Raw genomic sequence first — 19,705 nt, forward strand, 5'->3', positions numbered from 1 at the left:
GCGGATCGCCGCCGGCTGCCGGGATCAGGGCGCGCTCAGTGGGCCGATCCCGCCGTCGCCGGCGGCAGCTCCACCTGGACGCCCGGGTCGCCCGCGTCGGCCGTGTAGTCCTCCGGCTTGGTCTCGTCGACGCCGTCGGGCGCCTTGGCGGCCCTCAGGACGAAGGTCAGGACCACGGTCACCACGACGTTGAGCACGAACGCCGTGAGGCCGATGTAGCCGATCTCCCCGATGCCCGGGATCTCCTTCGAGGAGCCGCCGAAGTGCTTCTGCGTCGGCGAGGCCACCCCGTACGCGGCGATCGTGCCGTAGAGCATGCCGACCGCCCAGCCGGCGAGCAGCGCCCAGCGGTGGAACCAGCGCGTGAACAGGCCGCCGACCAGGGCCGGGAAGGTCTGCAGGATCCAGATGCCGCCGAGGAGCTGGAAGTTGATGGCGACGGTCTTGTCCATGGTCAGGACGAAGGCCAGCGCGCCCACCTTCACCAGCAGCGACACCAGCTTGGAGACCTTCGTCTCCTGTTCGGGCGTGGCGTCCTTGCGGATGAAGTCCTTGTAGATGTTGCGGGTGAAGAGGTTGGCCGCCGCGATGGACATGATGGCCGCCGGCACCAGCGCGCCGATGCCGATCGCCGCGAACGCCACACCCGCGAACCAGTCCGGGAACATGGTCTCGAACAGCTGCGGGATGGCCAGCTGGCCGTTCTGCACCTTGATGCCGGCCGCGATCGCCATGAAGCCCAGCAGGGCCAGCAGTCCCAGCATGAGGGAGTACAGCGGCAGGATCGTGGTGTTGCGGCGGATCACCTCACGGCTCTTCGAGGAGAGCGTCGCGGTGATCGAGTGCGGGTACATGAACAACGCGAGCGCGGAGCCCAACGCCAGCGTGGCGTACGTCCACTGCCCCGCCTCCGGCGGGACGAGGCCGCCCGCCCCGGCGCTGGTGAACTTCTCGTCCGCCTTGGCGAAGATCTCGTCGAAGCCGCCCAGCTTGATCGGGATGTAGATGATCGCCACGGCGATGACGATGTAGATCAGCGTGTCCTTCACGAACGCGATCAGCGCCGGGGCCCGCAGGCCCGAGGAGTAGGTGTACGCGGCCAGCACACCGAAGGCGATCAGCAGCGGCAGGTCCTTGATGAACCAGTTGGTGTCCTCGCCGCCACCGACGCCCATCACGTCCAGCACGGCCTGTATGCCGACGAGCTGGAGCGCGATGTACGGCATGGTGGCGAGGATGCCGGTGAGGGCCACCGCCAGGGACAGGCCCTTCGAGCCGAACCGGCCGCGCACGAAGTCCGACGTCGTCACATAGCCGTGCTTGTGCGAGACCGACCACAGACGCGGCAGGAACGTGAAGATCAGCGGGTACACGAGGATGGTGTACGGCACGGCGAAGAAGCCGGCCGCGCCCGCTGCGTAGATCGCCGCCGGTACGGCGACGAAGGTGTAGGCCGTGTAGAGGTCGCCGCCGAGCAGGAACCAGGTGATCCAGGTGCCGAACGACCGGCCGCCCAGGCCCCATTCGTCGAGGCTGTGCTCGTTCTCGGCCTTGCGCCAGCGCGCGGCCAGGAAGCCCATGACCGTGACGGCCAGGAAGAAGAAGATGAAGACGGCGAGTGCGACGCCGTTCACGCCGTCCTTCATCGCTGCTCACCGCCCCGGCGGGCGCGCTGGTCACGCTGCCACAGCTTGAACGCGATCATCGTGAGCGCGGTGGAGATGAGCACCCACGCCATCTGGTACCAGTAGAAGAACGGGATGCCGATCAGAGCCGGGTCGGTCTTGGCGTACGAGCCGACCCACAGCATGGCCACGAACGGTGCGACAAGACAGAGGGCGATGACGACGCGAACGGGCGTCACCACCGGCCCTCTGTTCACTTCTGGCGCTTGAGACATCTCGCGACTCCGTCCCCTCACTGATCACCTGCGTAATGGGCTGGCAATCTAGGTCACGGTGTCGGCCAGAGGAACCCCTCGTCCGTATATCGGTACCGGCTTTACAAAGTCGCTACTCGGCGGGGCGCTTCAGGCGGGCCACGAACTTGTACCGGTCGCCCCGGTAGACCGACCGCACCCACTCCACCGGCTTGCCCTCCCGGTCCAGGGAGTGCCGGGACAGCATCAGCATCGGCAGGCCCACGTCGGTGCCGAGCAGGCCGGCCTCGCGCGGGGTCGCCAGCGAGGTCTCGATGGTCTCCTCGGCCTCCGCGAGGTGGACGTCGTAGACCTCCGCGAGGGCGGTGTAGAGGGACGTGTACTTGGCCAGGGAGCGGCGCAGTGCCGGGAAGCGCTTGGCGGAGAGATGGGTCGTCTCGATCGCCATCGGCTCCCCGTTGGCCATGCGCAGCCGCTCGATGCGCAGCACCCGGCCGCCGGCGGTGATGTCGAGCAGGCCGGCGAGCCGGTCGTCGGCGGTGATGTAGCCGATGTCCAGCAGCTGCGAGGTCGGCTCCAGGCCCTGGGCGCGCATGTCCTCCGTGTAGGAGGTCAGCTGCAGCGCCTGGGAGACCTTCGGCTTGGCGACGAAGGTGCCCTTGCCCTGGATGCGCTCCAGCCGCCCTTCGACCACCAGCTCCTGGAGGGCCTGGCGCACGGTGGTGCGGGAGGTGTCGAACTCGGCGGCCAGGGTCCGCTCGGGCGGGACCGGGGTGCCCGGCGCCTGCGTCTCCGTCATGTCGAGCAGATGCTTCTTCAGGCGGTAGTACTTGGGCACACGCGCGGTACGGACGGTCGTCCCACCCTCGTTCTCCGCACTGCTGACGTCGGTGCTCATGCTCCGCCTTCCCGGCTCCGTAGAGGTGTCGTCGGCACGCTCCGTGATCCCCTCTGTATACCGTCGCGGGCCTTGTTGGTCTAGTCCACCATGCCTGAAGTGGTCTACCCGAGTATGACGGGTGTAGCCGCTGTTTTCGCGGGGTTCTTACTTAAAGGTTCCTGCATATGTAGGTCCCATAACGGCTGGTCGGGCCGTACTTCAGGCCCTTGACACGCCTTTTGGTCTGGGCCAAGCTCCCCGGTACTGGTCTACACCATTGGTCCAGGTCCCGGCCCCATGGGCGGTACGTCAGTTCACCGCGGGGAGCAGGGGGGTTTGTGGCATCCCTGAGGAGGGTGGCGTGAAGCGCAAGCTGATATCCGCGATCGGTGTCGCGGGCATGATGATCTCGCTCGCGGCGTGCGGTGGCGACGACGGCAGCGGCGAGGGCAAGGGCGGGGCGGACGGCTACGCGGGCCAGACCCTGACGGTGTGGGTGATGGACGGCTCCTCGCCGGACCAGTGGCAGAAGGACGTCGCCGCGGCCTTCGAGAAGAAGACCAAGGCCAAGGTCAAGTTCGAGATCCAGCAGTGGAACGGCATCCAGCAGAAGCTGACCACCGCCCTGTCCGAGGAGAACCCGCCGGACGTCTTCGAGATCGGCAACACCCAGACCCCGGCCTACGCCAAGACCGGCGGCCTCGCCGACCTCGCCGACCTCAAGACCGCGATCGGCGGCGACTGGACCGAGTCCCTGAACAACTCCTCGGTCTTCGAGGGCAAGCAGTACGCGGCCCCCTGGTACTTCGCCAACCGCGTCGTCGTCTACAACAAGAAGGTCTGGGCCGACGCCGGCATCAAGGACCTGCCGAAGACCCGCGACGAGTTCTACGCCGACCTCAAGCAGATCGGCGAGAAGACCGACGCCGAGCCGATCTACCTGCCCGGCCAGAACTGGTACCACTTCGTCGGCCTGGTCGTCGGCGAGGGCGGCGAGCTGGTCAAGAAGGACGGCGACAAGTACGTCTCCAACCTGGACGACCCGAAGGTCGCCGCCGCCATGGAGACCTACAAGAAGTTCCAGGCCCTCTCCAAGGCCCCCAAGGACAAGGACGAGGCCACCCCGCAGCAGGGTGAGGTCTTCGGCAAGGGCAAGACCGGCGCCTTCATCGGCATGGGCTGGGAAGCCGGCATCGCCATCGAGGCCAACCCGGAGATCGAGAAGGAGATCGGCTACTTCACCATCCCCGGTGCCACGGCCGACAAGCCCGAGGGTGTCTTCCTCGGCGGCTCCAACCTCGCCGTCGCCGCGGGCAGCCAGAAGCAGGACCTCGCCAAGGAGTTCCTGAAGATCGCCCTGTCCGACAAGTACGAGGGCCAGCTGGCCAAGCTCAACGGCGTCATCCCGAACAAGGAGTCGCTGCAGGGCAACGTCAAGGGCAACGCCGCCGCCGAGGCCATGGCACCGGCCGCCGCGGGCGGTGGCACCACGCCGCTGATCCCCGAGTGGGCCGCGGTGGAGAACGCCCCCAACCCGGTCAAGACCTACATGACCGCGGTGCTGAACGGTAAGTCCCCGGCCGAGGCCGCCAAGCAGGTCGAGGGCGAGTTCAACAAGCGCCTGGCGCAGCAGCAGTAACAGCGCTCGCCGGGGACGGGGGCCGCACGCGCCGCACCGCCGTGCGGCCCCCGCCCCGCGACAGTCGTAGGTCTAGAGAAGAGATGGCGAGCATGACCGTGCAGACCGAACGGCCGCCCTCCGGCCCGGCGGACGTCCGCAAGGGGGCGGACGTCGGAGGACCGGGCCGGCCCACACCGAGAGCGTCCCGCGCCGGCGCGCTCGGCCCCTACCTCCTGCTGCTGCCGGCCTGCGCGGCCACCGTGCTGCTGCTCGGCTGGCCGCTGCTCAAGGACGTCCTGCTGTCGTTCCAGAACCTCAACATGGCGCAGCTGATCCAGCACGTCACCGAGTGGAACGGCGTCGACAACTACACCGAGGTCCTCACCGGCGAGGACTTCTGGCGGGTCACCCTCCGCTCGATCCTGTTCACGGCGGTCAACGTCGTCCTGACCATGGTCCTGGGCTCCCTGGTCGGCCTGCTCCTCGCCCGCCTCGGCAAGCGGATGCGGTTCACGCTCCTGGTCGGACTGGTGCTCGCCTGGGCGATGCCCGTGGTCGCCGCGACCACCGTCTACCAGTGGCTGTTCGCCCAGCGCTTCGGCGTCGTCAACTGGGTCCTGGACAAGCTCGGCTGGCACTCCATGGCCGACTACAGCTGGACCAGCAGCCAGATGTCGACGTTCTTCGTCGTCACCGTGCTGATCGTCTGGATGTCCATCCCGTTCGTCGCGATCAACCTGTATGCCGCGACCACGACCATCCCCGACGAGCTGTACGAGGCCGCCGCCCTGGACGGCGCGGGCGCCTGGCGCAGCTTCACCACGGTCACCCTGCCGTTCCTGCGCCCCTTCCTCTACGCGACGACCTTCCTGGAGATCATCTGGATCTTCAAGGCGTTCGTGCAGGTCTTCACCATCAACGGCGGCGGCCCCGACCGGCTCACCGAGATCCTGCCCGTCTACGCCTACATCGAGGGCGTCGGCAACCAGCACTACGGCATGGGTGCGGCGATCGCCGTCCTGACCATCCTGATCCTGCTCGGCCTCACCGCCTACTACCTGCGGATCGTGCTCAAGCAAGAAGGAGAAGAGGAGGCCAAGTCGTGAAGCGCTCGCTCTTCGGCCGCCTGTGGCCCAACGTCACGGCCGTCGTCCTGTTCATCGGCTTCGTCTTCCCCGTGTACTGGATGTTCGCCACGGCCTTCAAGCCGACCGGCGACATCATCTCCGAGGACCCGGTCTGGTTCCCGACCAACTTCACGTTCGAGCACTTCAAGACCGCGACCGGCGTCGACCACTTCTGGACGTATGTCACCAACTCGCTGATCGTGACCGTCCTCGCGGTGGTCCTCTCCCTCGTCATCGCGCTGGCCGGGTCGTTCGCCCTGGCCCGTATGCGGTTCAAGGGACGGCGCGGCTTCATCATCGGCTTCATGCTGGCGCAGATGGCGCCCTGGGAAGTCATGATCATCGCGATGTACATGATCGTCCGGGATGCGTCGATGCTGAACAGCCTCGTCCCGCTGACGCTCTTCTACATGATGATGATCCTCCCCTTCACCATCCTCACGCTGCGCGGCTTCGTCGCCGCCGTGCCGATGGAACTGGAGGAGGCGGCCATGGTCGACGGCTGCACCCGCGCCCAGGCCTTCCGCCGCGTCATCCTGCCGCTGCTGGCGCCCGGCCTGATGTCGACGTCCCTCTTCGGCTTCATCACCGCGTGGAACGAGTTCGCGCTGGTCCTGGTGCTCAACAAGGAGGCCGAGGCGCAGACCCTGCCCCTGTGGCTCTCCAGCTTCCGCACCGCCTTCGGCGACGACTGGGGCGCGACCATGGCCGCCTCCTCCCTCTTCGCGATCCCGATCCTGATCCTCTTCGTCTTCCTCCAGCGCAAGGCCGTCAACGGCCTGACCGCCGGCGCCGTGAAGGGATAGCCCCCTCGATGACGACATTCGCCAGCGACACCGACACGCTCACCCGTGACGCGCTGACGGTCCTCCAGCCCGGCTTCACCGGCACCACCGCCCCCGACTGGCTGCTGCGCCGCCTCGGCGAGGGTCTTGCCTCGGTCGGCCTGTTCGGCCGCAACATCGCCACGCCCGAACAGCTGGCGGCACTCACCGCCCAGCTGCGCGCCGAACGCGACGACGTGCTGGTCGCCATCGACGAGGAGGGCGGCGACGTCACCCGCCTGGAGGTGCGGACCGGCTCCTCCTTCCCCGGCAACCACGCGCTGGGCGCGGTCGACGACGTGGAGCTGACCCGCGAGGTCGCCCACGAACTCGGCCGCCGCCTCGCCGCCTGCGGCGTCAACTTCAACTGGGCCCCGTCCGCCGACGTCAACTCCAACCCCGGCAACCCCGTCATCGGCGTCCGCTCCTTCGGCGCCGACCCGGACCTGGTCGCCCGGCACACGGCGGCCTATGTGACGGGCCTCCAGGCGGCGGGCGTCGCCGCCTGCACCAAGCACTTTCCCGGGCACGGCGACACCGCCGTCGACTCCCACCACGCGCTGCCCCGCATCGACGCGGACCCGGCGGTGCTCGGCGACCGCGAACTGGCCCCGTTCCGGGCCGCCATCGCGGCCGGCACCCGCGCCGTGATGAGCGCCCACATCCTGGTCCCCGCCCTGGACCCGGACCGCCCGGCAACGTTGTCCGGCCGCATCCTCACCGACCTGCTGCGCGGCGAACTCGGCTACGACGGCCTGATCGTCACCGACGGCATGGAGATGCAGGCCATCGCCGCCACGTACGGCATCGAACGGGGCAGCGTCCTCGCCGTCGCCGCGGGCGCCGACGCGATCTGCGTGGGCGGCGGACTGGCCGACGACGAGACGGTACGCCGCCTGCGCGACGCCCTCGTCACGGCCGTACGCTCCGGCGAACTGCCCGAGGAACGGCTGGCGGACGCGGCGGAACGGGTCCGCGCCCTGGCGCGCTGGACGGCGGACGCCCAGTCCTCCGCCCGCGGCGGCGAGGCCGGCGACGTCGGACTGCGGGCCGCCCGGCGGGCCCTGAAGGTCACCGTCGCGGACGGCTTCACCCCGCTCACCGAGGCGCCCTACGTCGCCGCGTTCACCCCCGTCGCCAACATCGCCGTCGGCGACGAGACCCCCTGGGGCGTGGGCGTGGAACTCGCCGCCCTGCTCCCGGGCACGGAAACGGGCAGCTTCTCGGGCGAGGAAGCGGGCCGGGCGGCCCTGGCGGCGGCGGGCTCCCGCCGCGTCGTGGCCGTCGTCCGCGACGAACACCGCCATCCCTGGATGGCGGCCGCCGTCGACACCCTTCTCGCGTCCCGCCCCGACACGATCGTGGTGGAGATGGGCGTCCCCCAGACCCCCGCCCGGGCCCCCCTCCACATCGCCACCCACGGCGCGGCCCGGGTGTGCGGAAGGGCGGCGGCGGAGGTCATCGCGGGCGGGTAGCGCGCCCACGACGCTCTCGGTACGACGCGAAAGGCGCCGGGTTCATCCAGAACCCGGCGCCTTCCGCACACGTGGTTCGCTAGATGCCCTGCCACTCCGGCTTGTTCGCGTAGGTGTGCCGGAAGTAGTCCGCCAGCTTCAGCTTGGAAGCGGCGGCCTCGTCGACCACGACCGTCGCATGCGGGTGCAGCTGCAGCGCCGACGCCGGACACACCGCGGCGACCGGCCCCTCCACTGTCGCGGCGACCGCGTCGGCCTTGCCCTCACCGGTGGCCAGCAGCACCAGGTGCCGCGCCTCCAGGATCGTCCCGATGCCCTGGGTGATGACGTGGTGCGGGACCTGGTCGATGTCACCGTCGAAGAAGCGGGCGTTGTCTATCCGGGTCTGCTCGGTCAGCGTCTTGATCCGGGTGCGGGAGGCGAGCGAGGAGCACGGCTCGTTGAACCCGATGTGCCCGTCGGTGCCTATCCCGAGCAGCTGCAGATCCACCCCGCCCGCCTCGGCGAGGGCCCGGTCGTACGCCTCGCAGGCCGCCTGCACGTCCGCGGCCTCGCCGTCGGGCCCCATGAACGCCTCCATCCCGAGCCCCAGCGGCTCGAGCACCTCGCGGCGCAGCACGGAACGGTACGACTCGGGATGCGTCGCGGGCAGCCCCACGTACTCGTCGAGCTGGGCGATCCGCGCCCGGGAGGCGTCCACGGCACCGGATCGCACCTTGGCCGTCAGCGCCTGGTAGATGGGCAGCGGCGTCGAGCCGGTGGCCACACCGAGCAGGGCGTCGGGCTTGCGTCGGAGCAGCTGGGCCATGGCCTCGGCGATCAGTTCGCCGCCGGCCTCGGCGTCCGGAACGATGACAACTTCCACGCTGGCCTGCCGATCTGAAGAGGGGACTCGAGGGCACCCGAAAGGGTCCATGTGGTTTAGACCAATCTAACAGAGTGGGGGCCGGCCTCCCAGGCGCCGTAGGGCAGAAACAGGCCCCCGGCAGCTCCCCCCACAGGCCTGCCCTGAGCGGGCGCGCCGACGCCCGGGGGAGTGGAATGGGAGACGCACCGCATGCCCCTCCAGGCCCCCGGAGATCCCATGACCGCCACCCCACCGGACCCCCACACAGACGTCCCCGGCCGGATCATGGCTCGTGAGATGGACGAGCAGCCCGCCGTGCTGCGGCGGATCCTTCAGGACGGCGCCCCGGACATCCGCCGGGTCGCGCAGGAGATCGCCGCCCGCAAGCCCCGCTTCGTCCTGCTCACCGCCCGCGGCACCTCCGACAACGCCGCGCTCTACGCCAAGTACCTCATGGAGATCCGCCTCGGCCTGCCCTGCGGCCTCACCTCGATGTCGACCATCACGGCCTACGGCGCCGCCCCCGACCTCACCGATGTCCTCGTCGTCACCGTCAGCCAGTCCGGCGGCTCCCCCGACCTGGTCGCCTCCACCCGGGCCGCCCGCCAGGCCGGCGCGATCACCCTCGCCGTCACCAACAACCCGGACTCACCGCTGGCCGGCGTCGCCGAACACCACCTCGACATCCTGGCGGGCCCGGAGAAGGCCCTGCCCGCGACCAAGACCTACACGGCCTCCCTCCTCGCGCTCTACCTCTTCGTCGAGGGCCTGCGCGGCGGCGACGGCGCCCCCGCGGAGCCGCTCCCCGACCTCGCCGGTCAGCTGCTCTCCCGCAAGGACGAGGTGCGCGCCCTCGCCGGCCGCTACCGGTTCGCCGAACGCATGGTGATCACCTCACGCGGCTACGGCTACCCGACGGCCAAGGAGGCCGCCCTCAAACTGATGGAGACCAGCTACATCCCCGCCCTCTCCTACTCCGGCGCCGATCTGCTGCACGGCCCCCTCGCCATGGTCGACAACGTCTCCCCGGTCATCGCGGTCGTCACCGACGGCAGGGGAGGGGAGGCGCTCCAGCCCGTCCTGGACCGCCTGCGCGGCCGCGGCGCCGATCTGGTCGTCTTCGGGCCCGGGCGCCAGGTGGAGCAGGCCTCGGCGGGCTTCGTCCTGCCCACCGAGGGCATCGCGGAGGAGGTCCAGCCCATCCTGGAGATCATCCCGCTCCAGCTGCTCGCCTACGAGGTCACCATCGCCCGTGGCCAGGACCCGGACGCGCCTCGCGCCCTGGCCAAGGTGACGGAGACGCGGTGAGGCACACGCGGCGGGGATGGTGTGGTCGCCGTCGGCCCCCGGCCCGGCGGGAGCGGCGGGGTCGCCCTGAGCCCCGGCCCGGCGGGAAGCCCCCGCCTCAGCTCAGCGAGCCGCCCGTCGCGTCCACCCAGCTCCCCGTGATCCACCGGCCCTCGTCGGAGGCCAGGAAGGCCACCACGTCGGCCACGTCCGCCGGTACTCCCACCCGCCCCAGCGCGGATATCGCCGAGGCCTGCGCCCGGCCGTCCTCCGTGCTCAGGAACTCGGCCGTGTTGTCGGTGTCGATGATGCCCGGCGCCACCGAGTTCACCGTGATGCCCCGGGGTCCGAGCACCTTGGACAGATCCCGGGTGAAGACGTCCAGCGCGCCCTTCGTCATCGCGTAGGCCATCTTGTCCGGCATCACGGCGGTCCGAGCCAGGCCCGAGGAGATGTTGATGACCCGGCCGCCGTCGCGGAGCCGGCCGAGGCCGTGCCGGACGATGAAGTGGGGTGCCTTCACGTTCACCGCGAAGACCCGGTCGTACTCCTCCTCGTCGATCTTCTCCAGCGGGGACGCCGTGCCGATCCCGGCGTTGTTCACGATGATGTCCACCCCGTCGGCATGCCGGTCGAACTCGGCCCACAGCGCCTCGGCGTCCCCGGGCCGGCCCAGCTCGACGCCGACCGTGAAGGCCGAGCCGCCCGCCGCCTCGATCGCCGCGACCGTCTCCCTCGCCGCCGCCTCGCTGCTGCCGTAGTGCACGGCGACCCGGGCCCCGTCGCGCCCCAGCCGCTCGGCGATCCCGCGCCCGATCCCCCTGCTCGCCCCCGTGACGAGTGCCGTCCTGCCGCTCAGCGCGCCCATGCCGACGCCCCCTTCGCAATTAACTAGCGGTCGTTACACAAATGACCGTAGAGCACGACTCTGTTGTTTGTCTAGTGCCCGCTATAAAATGAACTCCATGGTGACCGAGCAGGACTCCGAGACGCGGGCGGGAGTGCGGGCCGCGGCGCCCGCCGCCCGGCAGCGCGGCCGTGGCCGGCCTCGCTCCTTCGACCGGGAGACCGCCCTGGAGAAGGCGATCATGGCCTTCTGGGAGCACGGCTACGAGGCCACCTCCGTCTCCGACCTCACCCGCGTCATGGGCATCGGCGCCCCCAGCCTCTACTCGGCCTTCGGCGACAAGCGGGCGCTGTTCGAGGAGGCCGTGGAGGTGTACGGCGTGCGGTACGGCTCCTTCACCGGGCGCGCCCTCGCCGAGGAGCCCACGGCCCGGGCCGCCGTGGAGCGCGTGCTGCGCGAGGCCGCCGTCGAGTACACGGTCCCCGGCCGCCCGCAGGGCTGCCTCGTCGTCCACGCGGCGACCAACTGCACCAGCCCTGAGGTGGAGCAGTTCCTGCGGGACCGGCGCAACGCCGGCATCGCGGCCTTCGAAAGCCGTATAAAGGCGGACATCGCCTCGGGCGAGCTGCCACCGGACACGGACGCGGCGACGCTCGCCAGGCACACCGGAGCCATGATCCAGGGCATGTCCCAGCAGGCGCGCGACGGCGCGAACCGGGCGGAACTCGAAGCGCTCGCCGAAATTGCCATGGCCATCTGGCCCCGTAGGTGACCGGGGCGGGTTAGGCTGCGAAGCGCCGATAACGTACAGCGGCCTCGCGCCGCACGGTCTTTCGACAAAAACAGTCTCCGACGCATGGACACGCGGAGTGGTCTAGTCCACAATCGTAGGCGCCTCGCTGTGCATCCGTAGCCTCCATGCGAGGGGAACAAGCCTCCGTCTTCCCCGCACAGGAAGACGGACCGAGGAACCGGAGCTCTCTGCCCTGACTGCCCCGGCTCCTCATCCTTCGGCCGACCGGGACCGCACACCCCACGGCCGTTGTTGCTCCGGGCTGCGGTGCCGGGAGGGTTGAGGGTCCCTCCCAGGCGCCGCGGCCCGCGGGTGTTTTCCGGGCCCGCGCCGGCCCTCCGGACGTGCGGGGACCGCACCGGGAGGCACGTATTTCAGGGCCGTACGAAGCCCCAGGTACGCTCGCACACGTGCCCTCCATGAACGAACTGGTCCGCCAGCACACCGCCCTCGACGACTCCGACCTCGAGTGGCTGCATCTGCTGGTCTCGGAGTGGCAGCTGCTCTCCGACCTGTCCTTCGCCGACCTCGTCCTCTGGGTCCCCACCCGCGACGGCACCCGCTATGTCTCCGTCGCCCAGATGCGGCCCAACACCGGCCCGACCTCCTACCAGGACGACATGGTCGGCCACCTGGTCCCGCGCGGCCGCCGCCCCATGCTGGACGCCGCGCTCGACGAGGGCCGCATCGTGCGCGAGGGCGACCCGGAGTGGCGCGAGGAGGTCCCCGTACGGGTGGAGTCGATCCCCGTACGACGGGACGGCCGCGTCCTCGGCGTCATCGCCCGCAACACCAACCTGCTCACCGTGCGCACCCCGAGCCGCCTGGAGCTGACCTACCTCCAGTCCGCCTCGGACCTCGCCCAGATGATCGCGGCCGGCGCGTTCCCCTTCGCCAACCAGCAGGTCGACATGGACGCCTCGCCGCGCGTGGGCGACGGTCTGATCCGGCTCGACGCGGACGGCATCGTCCAGTACGCCTCGCCGAACGCACTCTCCGCCTACCACCGCATGGGGCTCGCCGCCGACCTCGTCGGCCATCACCTCGGCCGCACCACCGCCGAACTCGCCCCCACCCGCGGACCGGTGGACGAGGCGCTCGCCAAGGTCGCCAGCGGCTGGGCGCCCCGCGAGTTCGAGATCGAGGCCAACGACGGCGTCATCCAGTTCCGGGCGATCCCGCTCAAGCCCAAGGGCACCCGCATCGGTTCGCTGGTCCTCCTGCGGGACGTCACGGAACTGCGCCGCCGCGAGCGCGAGTTGATCACCAAGGACGCCACCATCCGGGAGATCCACCACCGGGTGAAGAACAACCTCCAGACGGTGGCCGCGCTGCTGCGCCTCCAGGCCCGGCGGATTGAGTCCGAACGCGGCCGCGCGGCGCTCGAGGAGGCGGTGCGCCGGGTCGGGTCGATCGCCATCGTGCACGAGACGCTGTCCCAGAACCTGGACGAGCGCGTGGAGTTCGACGAGATCGCCGACCGGGTGCTCGCCATGGTCGCCGAGATCTCGCCCGGCAAGGTCACCGGCCGGCGCACCGGCCGCTTCGGCATCCTCGACGCCGAGGTCGCGACCCCGCTGTCCATGGTGCTGACCGAGGTGCTGCAGAACGCCCTGGAGCACGGCTTCCGCGAGGGCGACACCGGCACCGTCGAGGTGTCGGCGGTCCGCGGCGGTACGACGAAGGAGGCGCGCCTCCTGGTCACCGTCCAGGACGACGGGGTGGGGCTGCCCGAGGGCTTCGACCCGCACACCTCCGGCAACCTCGGCCTGCAGATCGTACGGACGCTGGTGGAGGGCGAGTTGGGCGGCAGCTTCGACATGGTCCCGGCACCGGAGCGCGGCACCCAGGTGATCCTCGACATCCCGGTGCGGGCGCAGAAATAGTCCGTCCCGCAGAAGCAGTCCGCCCCGCGAGATGGTCCGCCCCGCGGAAACAGTCCGCCTCGGAAAAGCAAAGAGCCCCGGACCTTGGTCGGTCCGAGGCTAGTGCTCGCTGCTGCTCTGCTCGTTTGCTAAGCGCATCGGGGTACTGCGCGCTGCGTGCTCGGGGGCGGGAGTTGCGTACTCGCTGTACGCGCCGCCAAGCTCAGGCTGTCAGCGGGGTGGGTGATGTCAGGCGGAAGCCTGACGAGCCCGGTTGCGGGCGGCACGGCGCTTCATCGCGCGGCGCTCGTCCTCGCTGAGACCACCCCAGACGCCGGAGTCCTGACCGGACTCGAGCGCCCACTGCAGACACTGCTCGATCACCGGGCAGCGACGGCAGACGGCCTTGGCTTCCTCGATCTGCAGCAGCGCAGGACCGGTGTTGCCGATGGGGAAGAAGAGCTCGGGGTCTTCCTCGCGGCAAACGGCGTTGTGACGCCAGTCCATGGCTGCTACCTCTCCTTGGTATTACGTGCAGGTTGCTTGTGAATGTGAACGCTTTCACGAATCCCTCAACAAGTGAAGGGCCGACCGCCAGGTTCCCTGGCGTGGTCCTTGGTTTGGAGAGGGGTTCCGGTGATCTGTGGAGGCCGGTCTTGCGGGCCGTCCCGATCGCCACGTAGAGACTCGCAAACCTCAGCGGCGGATACAACCCCTTCCGGAAAGTTTTTTTTGATTCCTCGGTGTCGACTAGGTCACAGCCGTACTTCCATGGGGTGGATCCTGGCCTAAACGTTCGAGTGAAAGGACTTCAGCCCTTTCTGCTCACACAATCACACGCAGTGCACGGCGTACGCCTGTGAACGTCACGCTCGTACGCAGCCCCAGGTGGTCACCGTCCATCTGAAGGGGGAGGGGGACCTTCGAATGCAAGGTGAACCGGGTCAGGTCGTGCAGTGAGACGGCGTGCTTTCCCTTGGGGCCACGCTCGGGGGACGAAGTGAGCAACTGGGTGCCATACCGGGCAACCGCGGCCGTGGACAGACGGCTGAGACCGAATACGTCGAGGCCGGTGTCGAACGACGCCTTAGGAGACGCATACATGGGGCGATTGCCGAGGAACGTCCACGGGGCGGTGTTCGAGACTATGGACAGCACAAGATCCGTCGCCAGTTCCTCGCCGTCCTGCTCCAGCGTGATCGTCCCGTGCCGACGGTGAGGCTCGCCGAGCAGCTGGCGCACCACCTGGCGGACGTACAGCGCGTGCGTGGACTTCTTGCCGAGCTCCCGCTGCTGCTCGACCCGGCCGACCACGCCCGCGTCGAAGCCCAGCCCCGCGTTGAAGGTGAACCAGCGGGACGGGACGGCCTCGTCGTCGGTGCCGGGGGTCCCCGAGGTGAGGCCCAGTCCGACGGTCCGCTCGCTGCCCTCGCGCAGGGCGTCCAGCAGAGCGCCGGTCGCCTCCACGGCGTCGTTGGGCAGACCCAGGGCGCGGGCGAAGACATTGGTGGAGCCGCCGGGCACCACGGCCAGACCGGGCAGGTGATCCGGGTCCGGGCCGTCGTGCAGCAGTCCGTTGACCACCTCGTTGACCGTGCCGTCGCCGCCGAGGGCCACGACCAGTTCGATGTCCTCGCTCTGCGCCGCCTGCCGGCCGAGGTCACGGGCGTGACCGCGGTACTCGGTGGTGACCGCCTCCAGCTTCATCTCGCTCGCGAGCGCGTGGATCAGCACATCGCGCGTACGTGCGCTTGTGGTGGTTGCCGCCGGATTGACCACGAGAAGTGCACGCATGGATGGCAGCGTACCTACTGGGGGGTACCGGGCCCAGACCGGACCGAAGATCGGGCCGAGTTCCAGGCGTGAACCTCGACACGGGCGCGGGCGTGGTAAGTCGGGCGCGCGCCCGTCGGCTCCCGCCCCGCACCCGAGGCCGTCCCGCCCCGGCCGCTACCCTGCAGGGGTGAGCTCTGCGCAGAACCCCAGCCCCGAAGCCGCCGAAGAGGCGGGCCCCCGCCCTGTCCGGCTGATCGCCGCCGCGGCGCTGGCCGCGCTGGAAGGCCTGGCCCTGGTGGTCGGCGGTGTCTGGATCCTCGTCCTCGGGCTGACCGGCGAGCCGGACGACCGGCAGCAGGCCGTCACCGGAGGCGTCACCCTGATCGTGCTCGCGCTGCTGCCGCTGCTCGCCGCCCGGGGCCTGCTGGCCCGGCGCAGCTGGAGCCGCGGCCCCGCCGTGATCACGCAGCTGATGGCGCTGCCCGTGGCCTACAACCTGCTCCAGGCCGACAGCATGGCCATCCCCGCGGGCATCGCGCTGGCCGTCGTCGCCGTCGCCGCGCTGGTCCTGCTGATCAACGCCGAGACGACCCGGGCCCTCGGCATCCGCGGGCCCGGCAACGCCGAGAAGTAGCCGCTCTCGGCCACTCCTCTCACTCCTCCACGAGTCTCACTCCTCCACGAGCAGCTTCTCCCGCAGCTGCGCCAGCGTGCGCGCCAGCAGCCGCGAGACGTGCATCTGCGAGATGCCGACCTCCTGCGCGATCTGCGACTGGGTCATGTTCCCGAAGAACCGCAGCAGCAGGATCCGCTTCTCACGCGGAGGCAGATCCTCCAGCAGCGGCTTGAGCGACTCGCGGTACTCGACGCCCTCCAGCGCCTCGTCCTCCGCGCCCAGCGTGTCCGCGACCGCCGGGGACTCGTCGTCGGTGTCGGGGACGTCCAGGGACAGCGTGGAGTACGCGTTGGCGGACTCCAGGCCCTCCAGGACCTCCTCCTCCGAGATCGACAGCTTCTCGGCCAGCTCGTGGACCGTGGGGGAGCGGCCGTGCAGCTGCGACAGCTCGGCCGTCGCCGTGGTCAGCGAGAGCCGCAGTTCCTGCAGCCGGCGCGGCACCCGCACCGCCCAGCCCTTGTCCCGGAAGTGCCGCTTGATCTCGCCGACGACCGTCGGGGTGGCGTACGTCGAGAACTCCACGCCGCGGTCCGGGTCGAACCGGTCGACCGACTTGATCAGCCCGATGGTGGCGACCTGCGTCAGGTCGTCCAGCGGCTCGCCCCGGTTGCGGAAGCGGCGCGCGAGGTGCTCGACGAGCGGCAGGTGCATCCGGACCAGCCGGTTGCGCAGCTCCGCGTACTCCGGGCTGCCCTGGCTCAGGCCGCGCAGCTCGACGAACAGGGCGCGCGCCCCGCTGCGGTCCTGAGGGTCGTGGGGCGCGGCAGGCGTGTGCCGGGCGCTCGCCGCGTCGTCCTCGGAATTTCGCTCGTGCTCGCTCATCGTCCCGCCCGTCGCCCTTCCCCGAGCCCTCGCCTCGGCCCGGACAGGGAAGCCCCCGTTCCGCCGCTCCGGAGGCGCGCCCTGCACGGCATCGTCCCGATCCCGCCGGCCGTCACCGGGGAAGTCCGCCGACGGGGAGTCCTCCTCCGGGTGCGGCCGGGCCTGCTCGGGGATGCCGTCGACGCCGTCCGCCATGCGTCGGGAACCGCCCTGGCCGCCCGGACCCGCCGGACCGCCCGGTCCGCCCGTGCCCTCGGCCGGCAGCTCCCGTGTGCCGCGCTCTTCGTCCCGCACCGGCCCGTCCCCGTTCCTCACGCCGGCCCGGGTCCCGCGCCGCGCTGTTTGTAGAGGCTGATCGAAACGGTCTTGTCGTCGTCCACGGCGGAGGAGACCTTGCCCGCGAGCGCGGACAGGACGGTCCAGGCGAAGGTGTCGCGCGAAGGGGCGTGACCGTCCGTGGTCGGCGCGGAGACGGTGACCTCCAGCGAGTCGTCGACGAGCCGGAAGACGCAACTGAGCACCGAGCCGGGCACGGCCTGCTGAAGCAGGATCGCGCAGGCCTCGTCCACCGCGATGCGCAGGTCCTCGATCTCGTCCAGGGTGAAGTCCAAACGGGCCGCGAGGCCGGCCGTGGCCGTCCGCAGCACCGACAGGTAGGCACCCGCAGCCGGCAGCCGGACTTCGACGAAGTCCTGGGTCGCGGGCTCGCCTGCGATCTGGGACACCCTCACCTCCAAGGTGGTACAAGCTCTACGGGGCCGAGGGTCGCCCCCCGGGGTAACGCGATGTGTGGTTCAGCGGTGACGCTACCGCGCTCTCGATTTTCCTGTCCCCGGGACCCCAACCCCCTGCTGTCACTCATAGTAAACACATGAACACGCACAGTGGCTAGAGGGTGGGCGGTCCCAATTCGGAACAGGGGGCGCCGGGTTGACGTACCCCGGCGTCAGACGCTCGAACCGTCCGGATCCGACCCTCCGGATCCGGCGTCACGAGCAGGTCACACGAGCACGTGGTCGACGAAGCACCAACGCCAATTCTCACCCGGTTCGTACGTGCGCATCACCGGATGCCCCGACTTCTCATGGTGATCGGTCGCGTGCCGCCCCGGCGAGGAGTCGCAGCAGCCGACGTGACCGCAGGTGAGGCACAGCCGCAGCTGTACCGGGTGCGTACCCGCCGCCAGACACTCCGTACACGTCTCGCTCAGCGCGGACGGTTCCGGGTGCGGCAGCGCGTCGGCGTGCGTGCACTGTCTCATGATTGCCAGATTACGACGGGTGTGCGGGTGACCGCGCGGAATACGAGGGCTGGCGAGAACCATGAACGTGATGCCACTGCTGTTGCTGGTGGCCGGCAGTGCCGCTGTAGCCGCGGCCGGACGCCGCACCCTGGTACCGGCTCCACTGCTGCTGGTCGCGGCCGGACTGGCTGTGTCGTACATCCCCGGCGTCCCCGACTACACCCTCGACCCGCACGTCGTCCTGCCGCTCCTGCTGCCCCCGCTGCTGTACACCGCGGCCACCGACAGCTCCTACCTGGATCTGCGCGCCCAACTGCGGCCGGTCGCCCTGCTCTCCGTCGGGTACGTGCTCTTCGCGACCGTCGCCGTCGGCTGGGCCGCCTATCTGCTCGTCCCCGGGCTGCCGCTCACGGCCGCCCTGGTGCTGGGCGCGGTCGTGGCGCCCCCGGACGCCGTCGCCGCCACCGCGATCGCCCGCCGCGTGGGGCTGCCGTCGAGGATCACCACCATCCTCCAGGGCGAGTCCCTGGTGAACGACGCCACCGCGATCACCGCCTACCGCGTGGCCGTCGCCGCGGCCGTCGGCGAGGCGACCTCCTGGGTCGGCGGAATCGGTGAGTTCCTGATCGCGGCGGTCGGCGGCATCGGCATCGGACTGGTGCTGATGGTGCCGATCCACTGGCTGCGCACCCACCTCAAGGAAGCACTGCTGCAGAACACGCTCTCCCTGCTGATCCCGTTCGTGGCGTACGGCGTCGCCGAGCAGGTGCACGCCTCCGGAGTCCTGGCGGTCGTGGTCGTCGCCCTCTATCTCGGCCACCGCGCGTGGGAGGTCGATTTCGCCACCCGCCTCCAGGAGGACGCGGTGTGGAAGATGGTCGCCTTCGTCCTGGAATCCTCGGTCTTCGCGCTGATCGGACTCCAGCTGCCGGTGGTCCTGCGGGGGCTCGGGGAGTACGAAGGCGCCGACGCCGCCTGGTACGCGGTCGCCGTCTTCCTCGTCGTCGTCGTCACCAGGTTCGTCTGGGTCTACCCGGCGACCTTCCTGCCCCGCCTGCTGTCCGCGCGGATCCGCGAACGCGAGGACAACCCCACGTGGAAGGGGGCGTTCATCATCTCCTGGGCCGGGATGCGCGGCGTGGTCTCCCTGGCCATCGCCTTCTCCATCCCGCAGACCATCCACGGCGGCGAGGACTTCCCCGGCCGCAACCTGATCCTCTTCCTGACCTTCACCACCGTCATCGGCACCCTCGTCGTCCAGGGCCTCACCCTGCCGCCCCTGATCGGCCTGCTGCGCCTGCCCGGCCGCGACGCGCAGGCCGAGACCCTGGCCGAGGCCAACGCCCAGGCGCAGGCCTCCCGCGCGGCCGAACAGCGCCTCGACGAACTCCTCACCGACGAACGCAACGCCCTCCCCGAACCGCTCGCCGACCGGCTGCGCACCGTCCTGGAGCGCCGCCGCAACGCCGTGTGGGAACGCCTCGGCCAGCCCAACCCGATCACCGGCGAGACCGTCGACGACACCTACCGCCGGCTCGCGCGGGAGATGATCAGCGCCGAGCGCGAGGTCTTCGTGAAGCTCCGCGACCTGCGCTACATCGACGACGAGATGCTGCGGACGCTGCTGCGCCGACTGGACCTGGAGGAAGCGGCGGCGTACCGCGAGACGACGTGATGAGATGCCACCGGGCGCTGTCAGTGCGAGGGGGGATCATTGACCGCACACGCACCGACCGCGGACGC

The 19,705-nt window shown here is 70.0% G+C and carries 19 protein-coding genes; 9 read left to right on the forward strand and 10 right to left on the reverse strand.

Annotation, left to right across the window (positions count from 1 at the left end):
* Positions 1-35 precede the first annotated feature (35 nt).
* The 3 genes from mctP to AMK31_RS14045 form a co-directional block, all read right to left on the reverse strand.
* Positions 36-1,646 (reverse strand): monocarboxylate uptake permease MctP, encoded by a 1,611-nt coding sequence (gene mctP / locus AMK31_RS14035; protein WP_073940837.1) that lies wholly within the window; start codon positions 1,644-1,646, stop codon positions 36-38.
* Entirely contained in the window at positions 1,643-1,900 is a 258-nt protein-coding gene (locus AMK31_RS14040; protein WP_073940838.1) for a DUF3311 domain-containing protein, read from the reverse strand. The genes mctP and AMK31_RS14040 overlap by 4 nt, the downstream gene beginning before the upstream one ends.
* Positions 1,901-2,012: 112 nt before the next feature.
* Positions 2,013-2,777, reverse strand: coding sequence for a GntR family transcriptional regulator (locus tag AMK31_RS14045; RefSeq protein WP_073940839.1), 765 nt, complete (start codon positions 2,775-2,777; stop codon positions 2,013-2,015).
* 343 nt (positions 2,778-3,120) lie between these two features.
* Between AMK31_RS14045 and AMK31_RS14050 the strand changes: the two genes are divergently transcribed.
* The 4 genes from AMK31_RS14050 to AMK31_RS14065 all read left to right on the forward strand — a co-directional run bounded on the left by AMK31_RS14050 (position 3,121) and on the right by AMK31_RS14065 (position 7,806).
* The gene (locus AMK31_RS14050; protein WP_073940840.1) at positions 3,121-4,398 is read left to right on the forward strand and encodes an extracellular solute-binding protein; all 1,278 of its coding nucleotides are present in this window, start codon (positions 3,121-3,123) and stop codon (positions 4,396-4,398) included.
* Positions 4,399-4,490: 92 nt separating this feature from the next.
* Positions 4,491-5,486, forward strand: a complete 996-nt coding sequence (locus tag AMK31_RS14055; RefSeq protein WP_073941279.1) for a carbohydrate ABC transporter permease — start codon at positions 4,491-4,493, stop codon at positions 5,484-5,486.
* The gene (locus AMK31_RS14060) at positions 5,483-6,313 is read left to right on the forward strand and encodes a carbohydrate ABC transporter permease (protein ID WP_073940841.1); all 831 of its coding nucleotides are present in this window, start codon (positions 5,483-5,485) and stop codon (positions 6,311-6,313) included. Before AMK31_RS14055 ends, AMK31_RS14060 begins: the two co-directional genes overlap by 4 nt.
* An 8-nt stretch (positions 6,314-6,321) precedes the next feature.
* Complete coding sequence (locus AMK31_RS14065) at positions 6,322-7,806, forward strand: glycoside hydrolase family 3 protein (protein ID WP_073940842.1); 1,485 nt, start codon at positions 6,322-6,324, stop codon at positions 7,804-7,806.
* 79 nt (positions 7,807-7,885) lie between these two features.
* On the opposite strand, the gene nagB is transcribed toward AMK31_RS14065, so the two are convergent.
* A complete protein-coding gene (gene nagB, locus AMK31_RS14070; RefSeq protein WP_073940843.1) occupies positions 7,886-8,671 on the reverse strand; it encodes a glucosamine-6-phosphate deaminase in 786 nt (261 codons plus the stop codon).
* A gap of 219 nt (positions 8,672-8,890) precedes the next feature.
* Between nagB and AMK31_RS14075 the strand changes: the two genes are divergently transcribed.
* Entirely contained in the window at positions 8,891-9,961 is a 1,071-nt protein-coding gene (locus AMK31_RS14075) for an SIS domain-containing protein (RefSeq protein WP_073940844.1), read from the forward strand.
* A gap of 97 nt (positions 9,962-10,058) precedes the next feature.
* Here AMK31_RS14075 and AMK31_RS14080 read toward each other — a convergent pair whose 3' ends face one another.
* Entirely contained in the window at positions 10,059-10,808 is a 750-nt protein-coding gene (locus tag AMK31_RS14080) for an SDR family oxidoreductase (protein WP_073940845.1), read from the reverse strand.
* Between the two features lie 97 nt (positions 10,809-10,905).
* On the opposite strand from AMK31_RS14080, the gene AMK31_RS14085 reads away from it, so the two are divergent.
* Entirely contained in the window at positions 10,906-11,559 is a 654-nt protein-coding gene (locus tag AMK31_RS14085; protein ID WP_073940846.1) for a TetR/AcrR family transcriptional regulator, read from the forward strand.
* Between the two features lie 440 nt (positions 11,560-11,999).
* Positions 12,000-13,466, forward strand: a complete 1,467-nt coding sequence (locus AMK31_RS14090; protein ID WP_073940847.1) for a sensor histidine kinase — start codon at positions 12,000-12,002, stop codon at positions 13,464-13,466.
* Positions 13,467-13,694: 228 nt separating this feature from the next.
* Here the strand turns inward: AMK31_RS14090 and AMK31_RS14095 are convergent, their stop codons facing one another.
* A complete protein-coding gene (locus tag AMK31_RS14095) occupies positions 13,695-13,952 on the reverse strand; it encodes a WhiB family transcriptional regulator (RefSeq protein ID WP_003992873.1) in 258 nt (85 codons plus the stop codon).
* 318 nt (positions 13,953-14,270) lie between these two features.
* Complete coding sequence (locus AMK31_RS14100) at positions 14,271-15,239, reverse strand: diacylglycerol/lipid kinase family protein (protein WP_073940848.1); 969 nt, start codon at positions 15,237-15,239, stop codon at positions 14,271-14,273.
* Between the two features lie 169 nt (positions 15,240-15,408).
* Between AMK31_RS14100 and AMK31_RS14105 the strand changes: the two genes are divergently transcribed.
* On the forward strand, positions 15,409-15,855 hold the full coding sequence (locus AMK31_RS14105; RefSeq protein WP_073940849.1) for a hypothetical protein: 447 nt from the start codon (positions 15,409-15,411) through the stop codon (positions 15,853-15,855).
* Positions 15,856-15,891: 36 nt separating this feature from the next.
* Here the strand turns inward: AMK31_RS14105 and AMK31_RS14110 are convergent, their stop codons facing one another.
* The 3 genes from AMK31_RS14110 to AMK31_RS14120 form a co-directional block, all read right to left on the reverse strand.
* Positions 15,892-17,013: an RNA polymerase sigma factor SigF gene (locus AMK31_RS14110; protein WP_073940850.1), complete on the reverse strand. Its 1,122-nt coding sequence runs from the start codon at positions 17,011-17,013 to the stop codon at positions 15,892-15,894.
* A gap of 17 nt (positions 17,014-17,030) precedes the next feature.
* Entirely contained in the window at positions 17,031-17,444 is a 414-nt protein-coding gene (locus tag AMK31_RS14115; protein ID WP_015657891.1) for an anti-sigma factor, read from the reverse strand.
* A 275-nt stretch (positions 17,445-17,719) separates the two neighbouring features.
* Entirely contained in the window at positions 17,720-17,980 is a 261-nt protein-coding gene (locus AMK31_RS14120; protein ID WP_073940851.1) for a UBP-type zinc finger domain-containing protein, read from the reverse strand.
* 61 nt (positions 17,981-18,041) lie between these two features.
* On the opposite strand from AMK31_RS14120, the gene AMK31_RS14125 reads away from it, so the two are divergent.
* Positions 18,042-19,637: a Na+/H+ antiporter gene (locus AMK31_RS14125; RefSeq protein WP_073940852.1), complete on the forward strand. Its 1,596-nt coding sequence runs from the start codon at positions 18,042-18,044 to the stop codon at positions 19,635-19,637.
* The last annotated feature ends 68 nt before the right edge of the window (positions 19,638-19,705 follow it).

This window comes from Streptomyces sp. TSRI0107 (genome assembly GCF_001905845.1).
Taxonomy (GTDB): domain Bacteria; phylum Actinomycetota; class Actinomycetes; order Streptomycetales; family Streptomycetaceae; genus Streptomyces.

Bases quoted from the DNA above. Each gene is read 5' to 3' on its own strand.
- mctP (WP_073940837.1), bottom strand. From the start codon at position 1,646: ATGAAGGACGGCGTGAACGGCGTCGCACTCGCCGTCTTCATCTTCTTC.
- AMK31_RS14040 (WP_073940838.1), bottom strand. From the start codon at position 1,900: ATGTCTCAAGCGCCAGAAGTGAACAGAGGGCCGGTGGTGACGCCCGTT.
- AMK31_RS14045 (WP_073940839.1), bottom strand. From the start codon at position 2,777: ATGAGCACCGACGTCAGCAGTGCGGAGAACGAGGGTGGGACGACCGTC.
- AMK31_RS14055 (WP_073941279.1), top strand. From the start codon at position 4,491: ATGACCGTGCAGACCGAACGGCCGCCCTCCGGCCCGGCGGACGTCCGC.
- AMK31_RS14065 (WP_073940842.1), top strand. From the start codon at position 6,322: ATGACGACATTCGCCAGCGACACCGACACGCTCACCCGTGACGCGCTG.
- AMK31_RS14075 (WP_073940844.1), top strand. From the start codon at position 8,891: ATGACCGCCACCCCACCGGACCCCCACACAGACGTCCCCGGCCGGATC.
- AMK31_RS14080 (WP_073940845.1), bottom strand. From the start codon at position 10,808: ATGGGCGCGCTGAGCGGCAGGACGGCACTCGTCACGGGGGCGAGCAGG.
- AMK31_RS14085 (WP_073940846.1), top strand. From the start codon at position 10,906: ATGGTGACCGAGCAGGACTCCGAGACGCGGGCGGGAGTGCGGGCCGCG.
- AMK31_RS14090 (WP_073940847.1), top strand. From the start codon at position 12,000: ATGAACGAACTGGTCCGCCAGCACACCGCCCTCGACGACTCCGACCTC.
- AMK31_RS14095 (WP_003992873.1), bottom strand. From the start codon at position 13,952: ATGGACTGGCGTCACAACGCCGTTTGCCGCGAGGAAGACCCCGAGCTC.
- AMK31_RS14100 (WP_073940848.1), bottom strand. From the start codon at position 15,239: ATGCGTGCACTTCTCGTGGTCAATCCGGCGGCAACCACCACAAGCGCA.
- AMK31_RS14120 (WP_073940851.1), bottom strand. From the start codon at position 17,980: ATGAGACAGTGCACGCACGCCGACGCGCTGCCGCACCCGGAACCGTCC.
- AMK31_RS14125 (WP_073940852.1), top strand. From the start codon at position 18,042: ATGAACGTGATGCCACTGCTGTTGCTGGTGGCCGGCAGTGCCGCTGTA.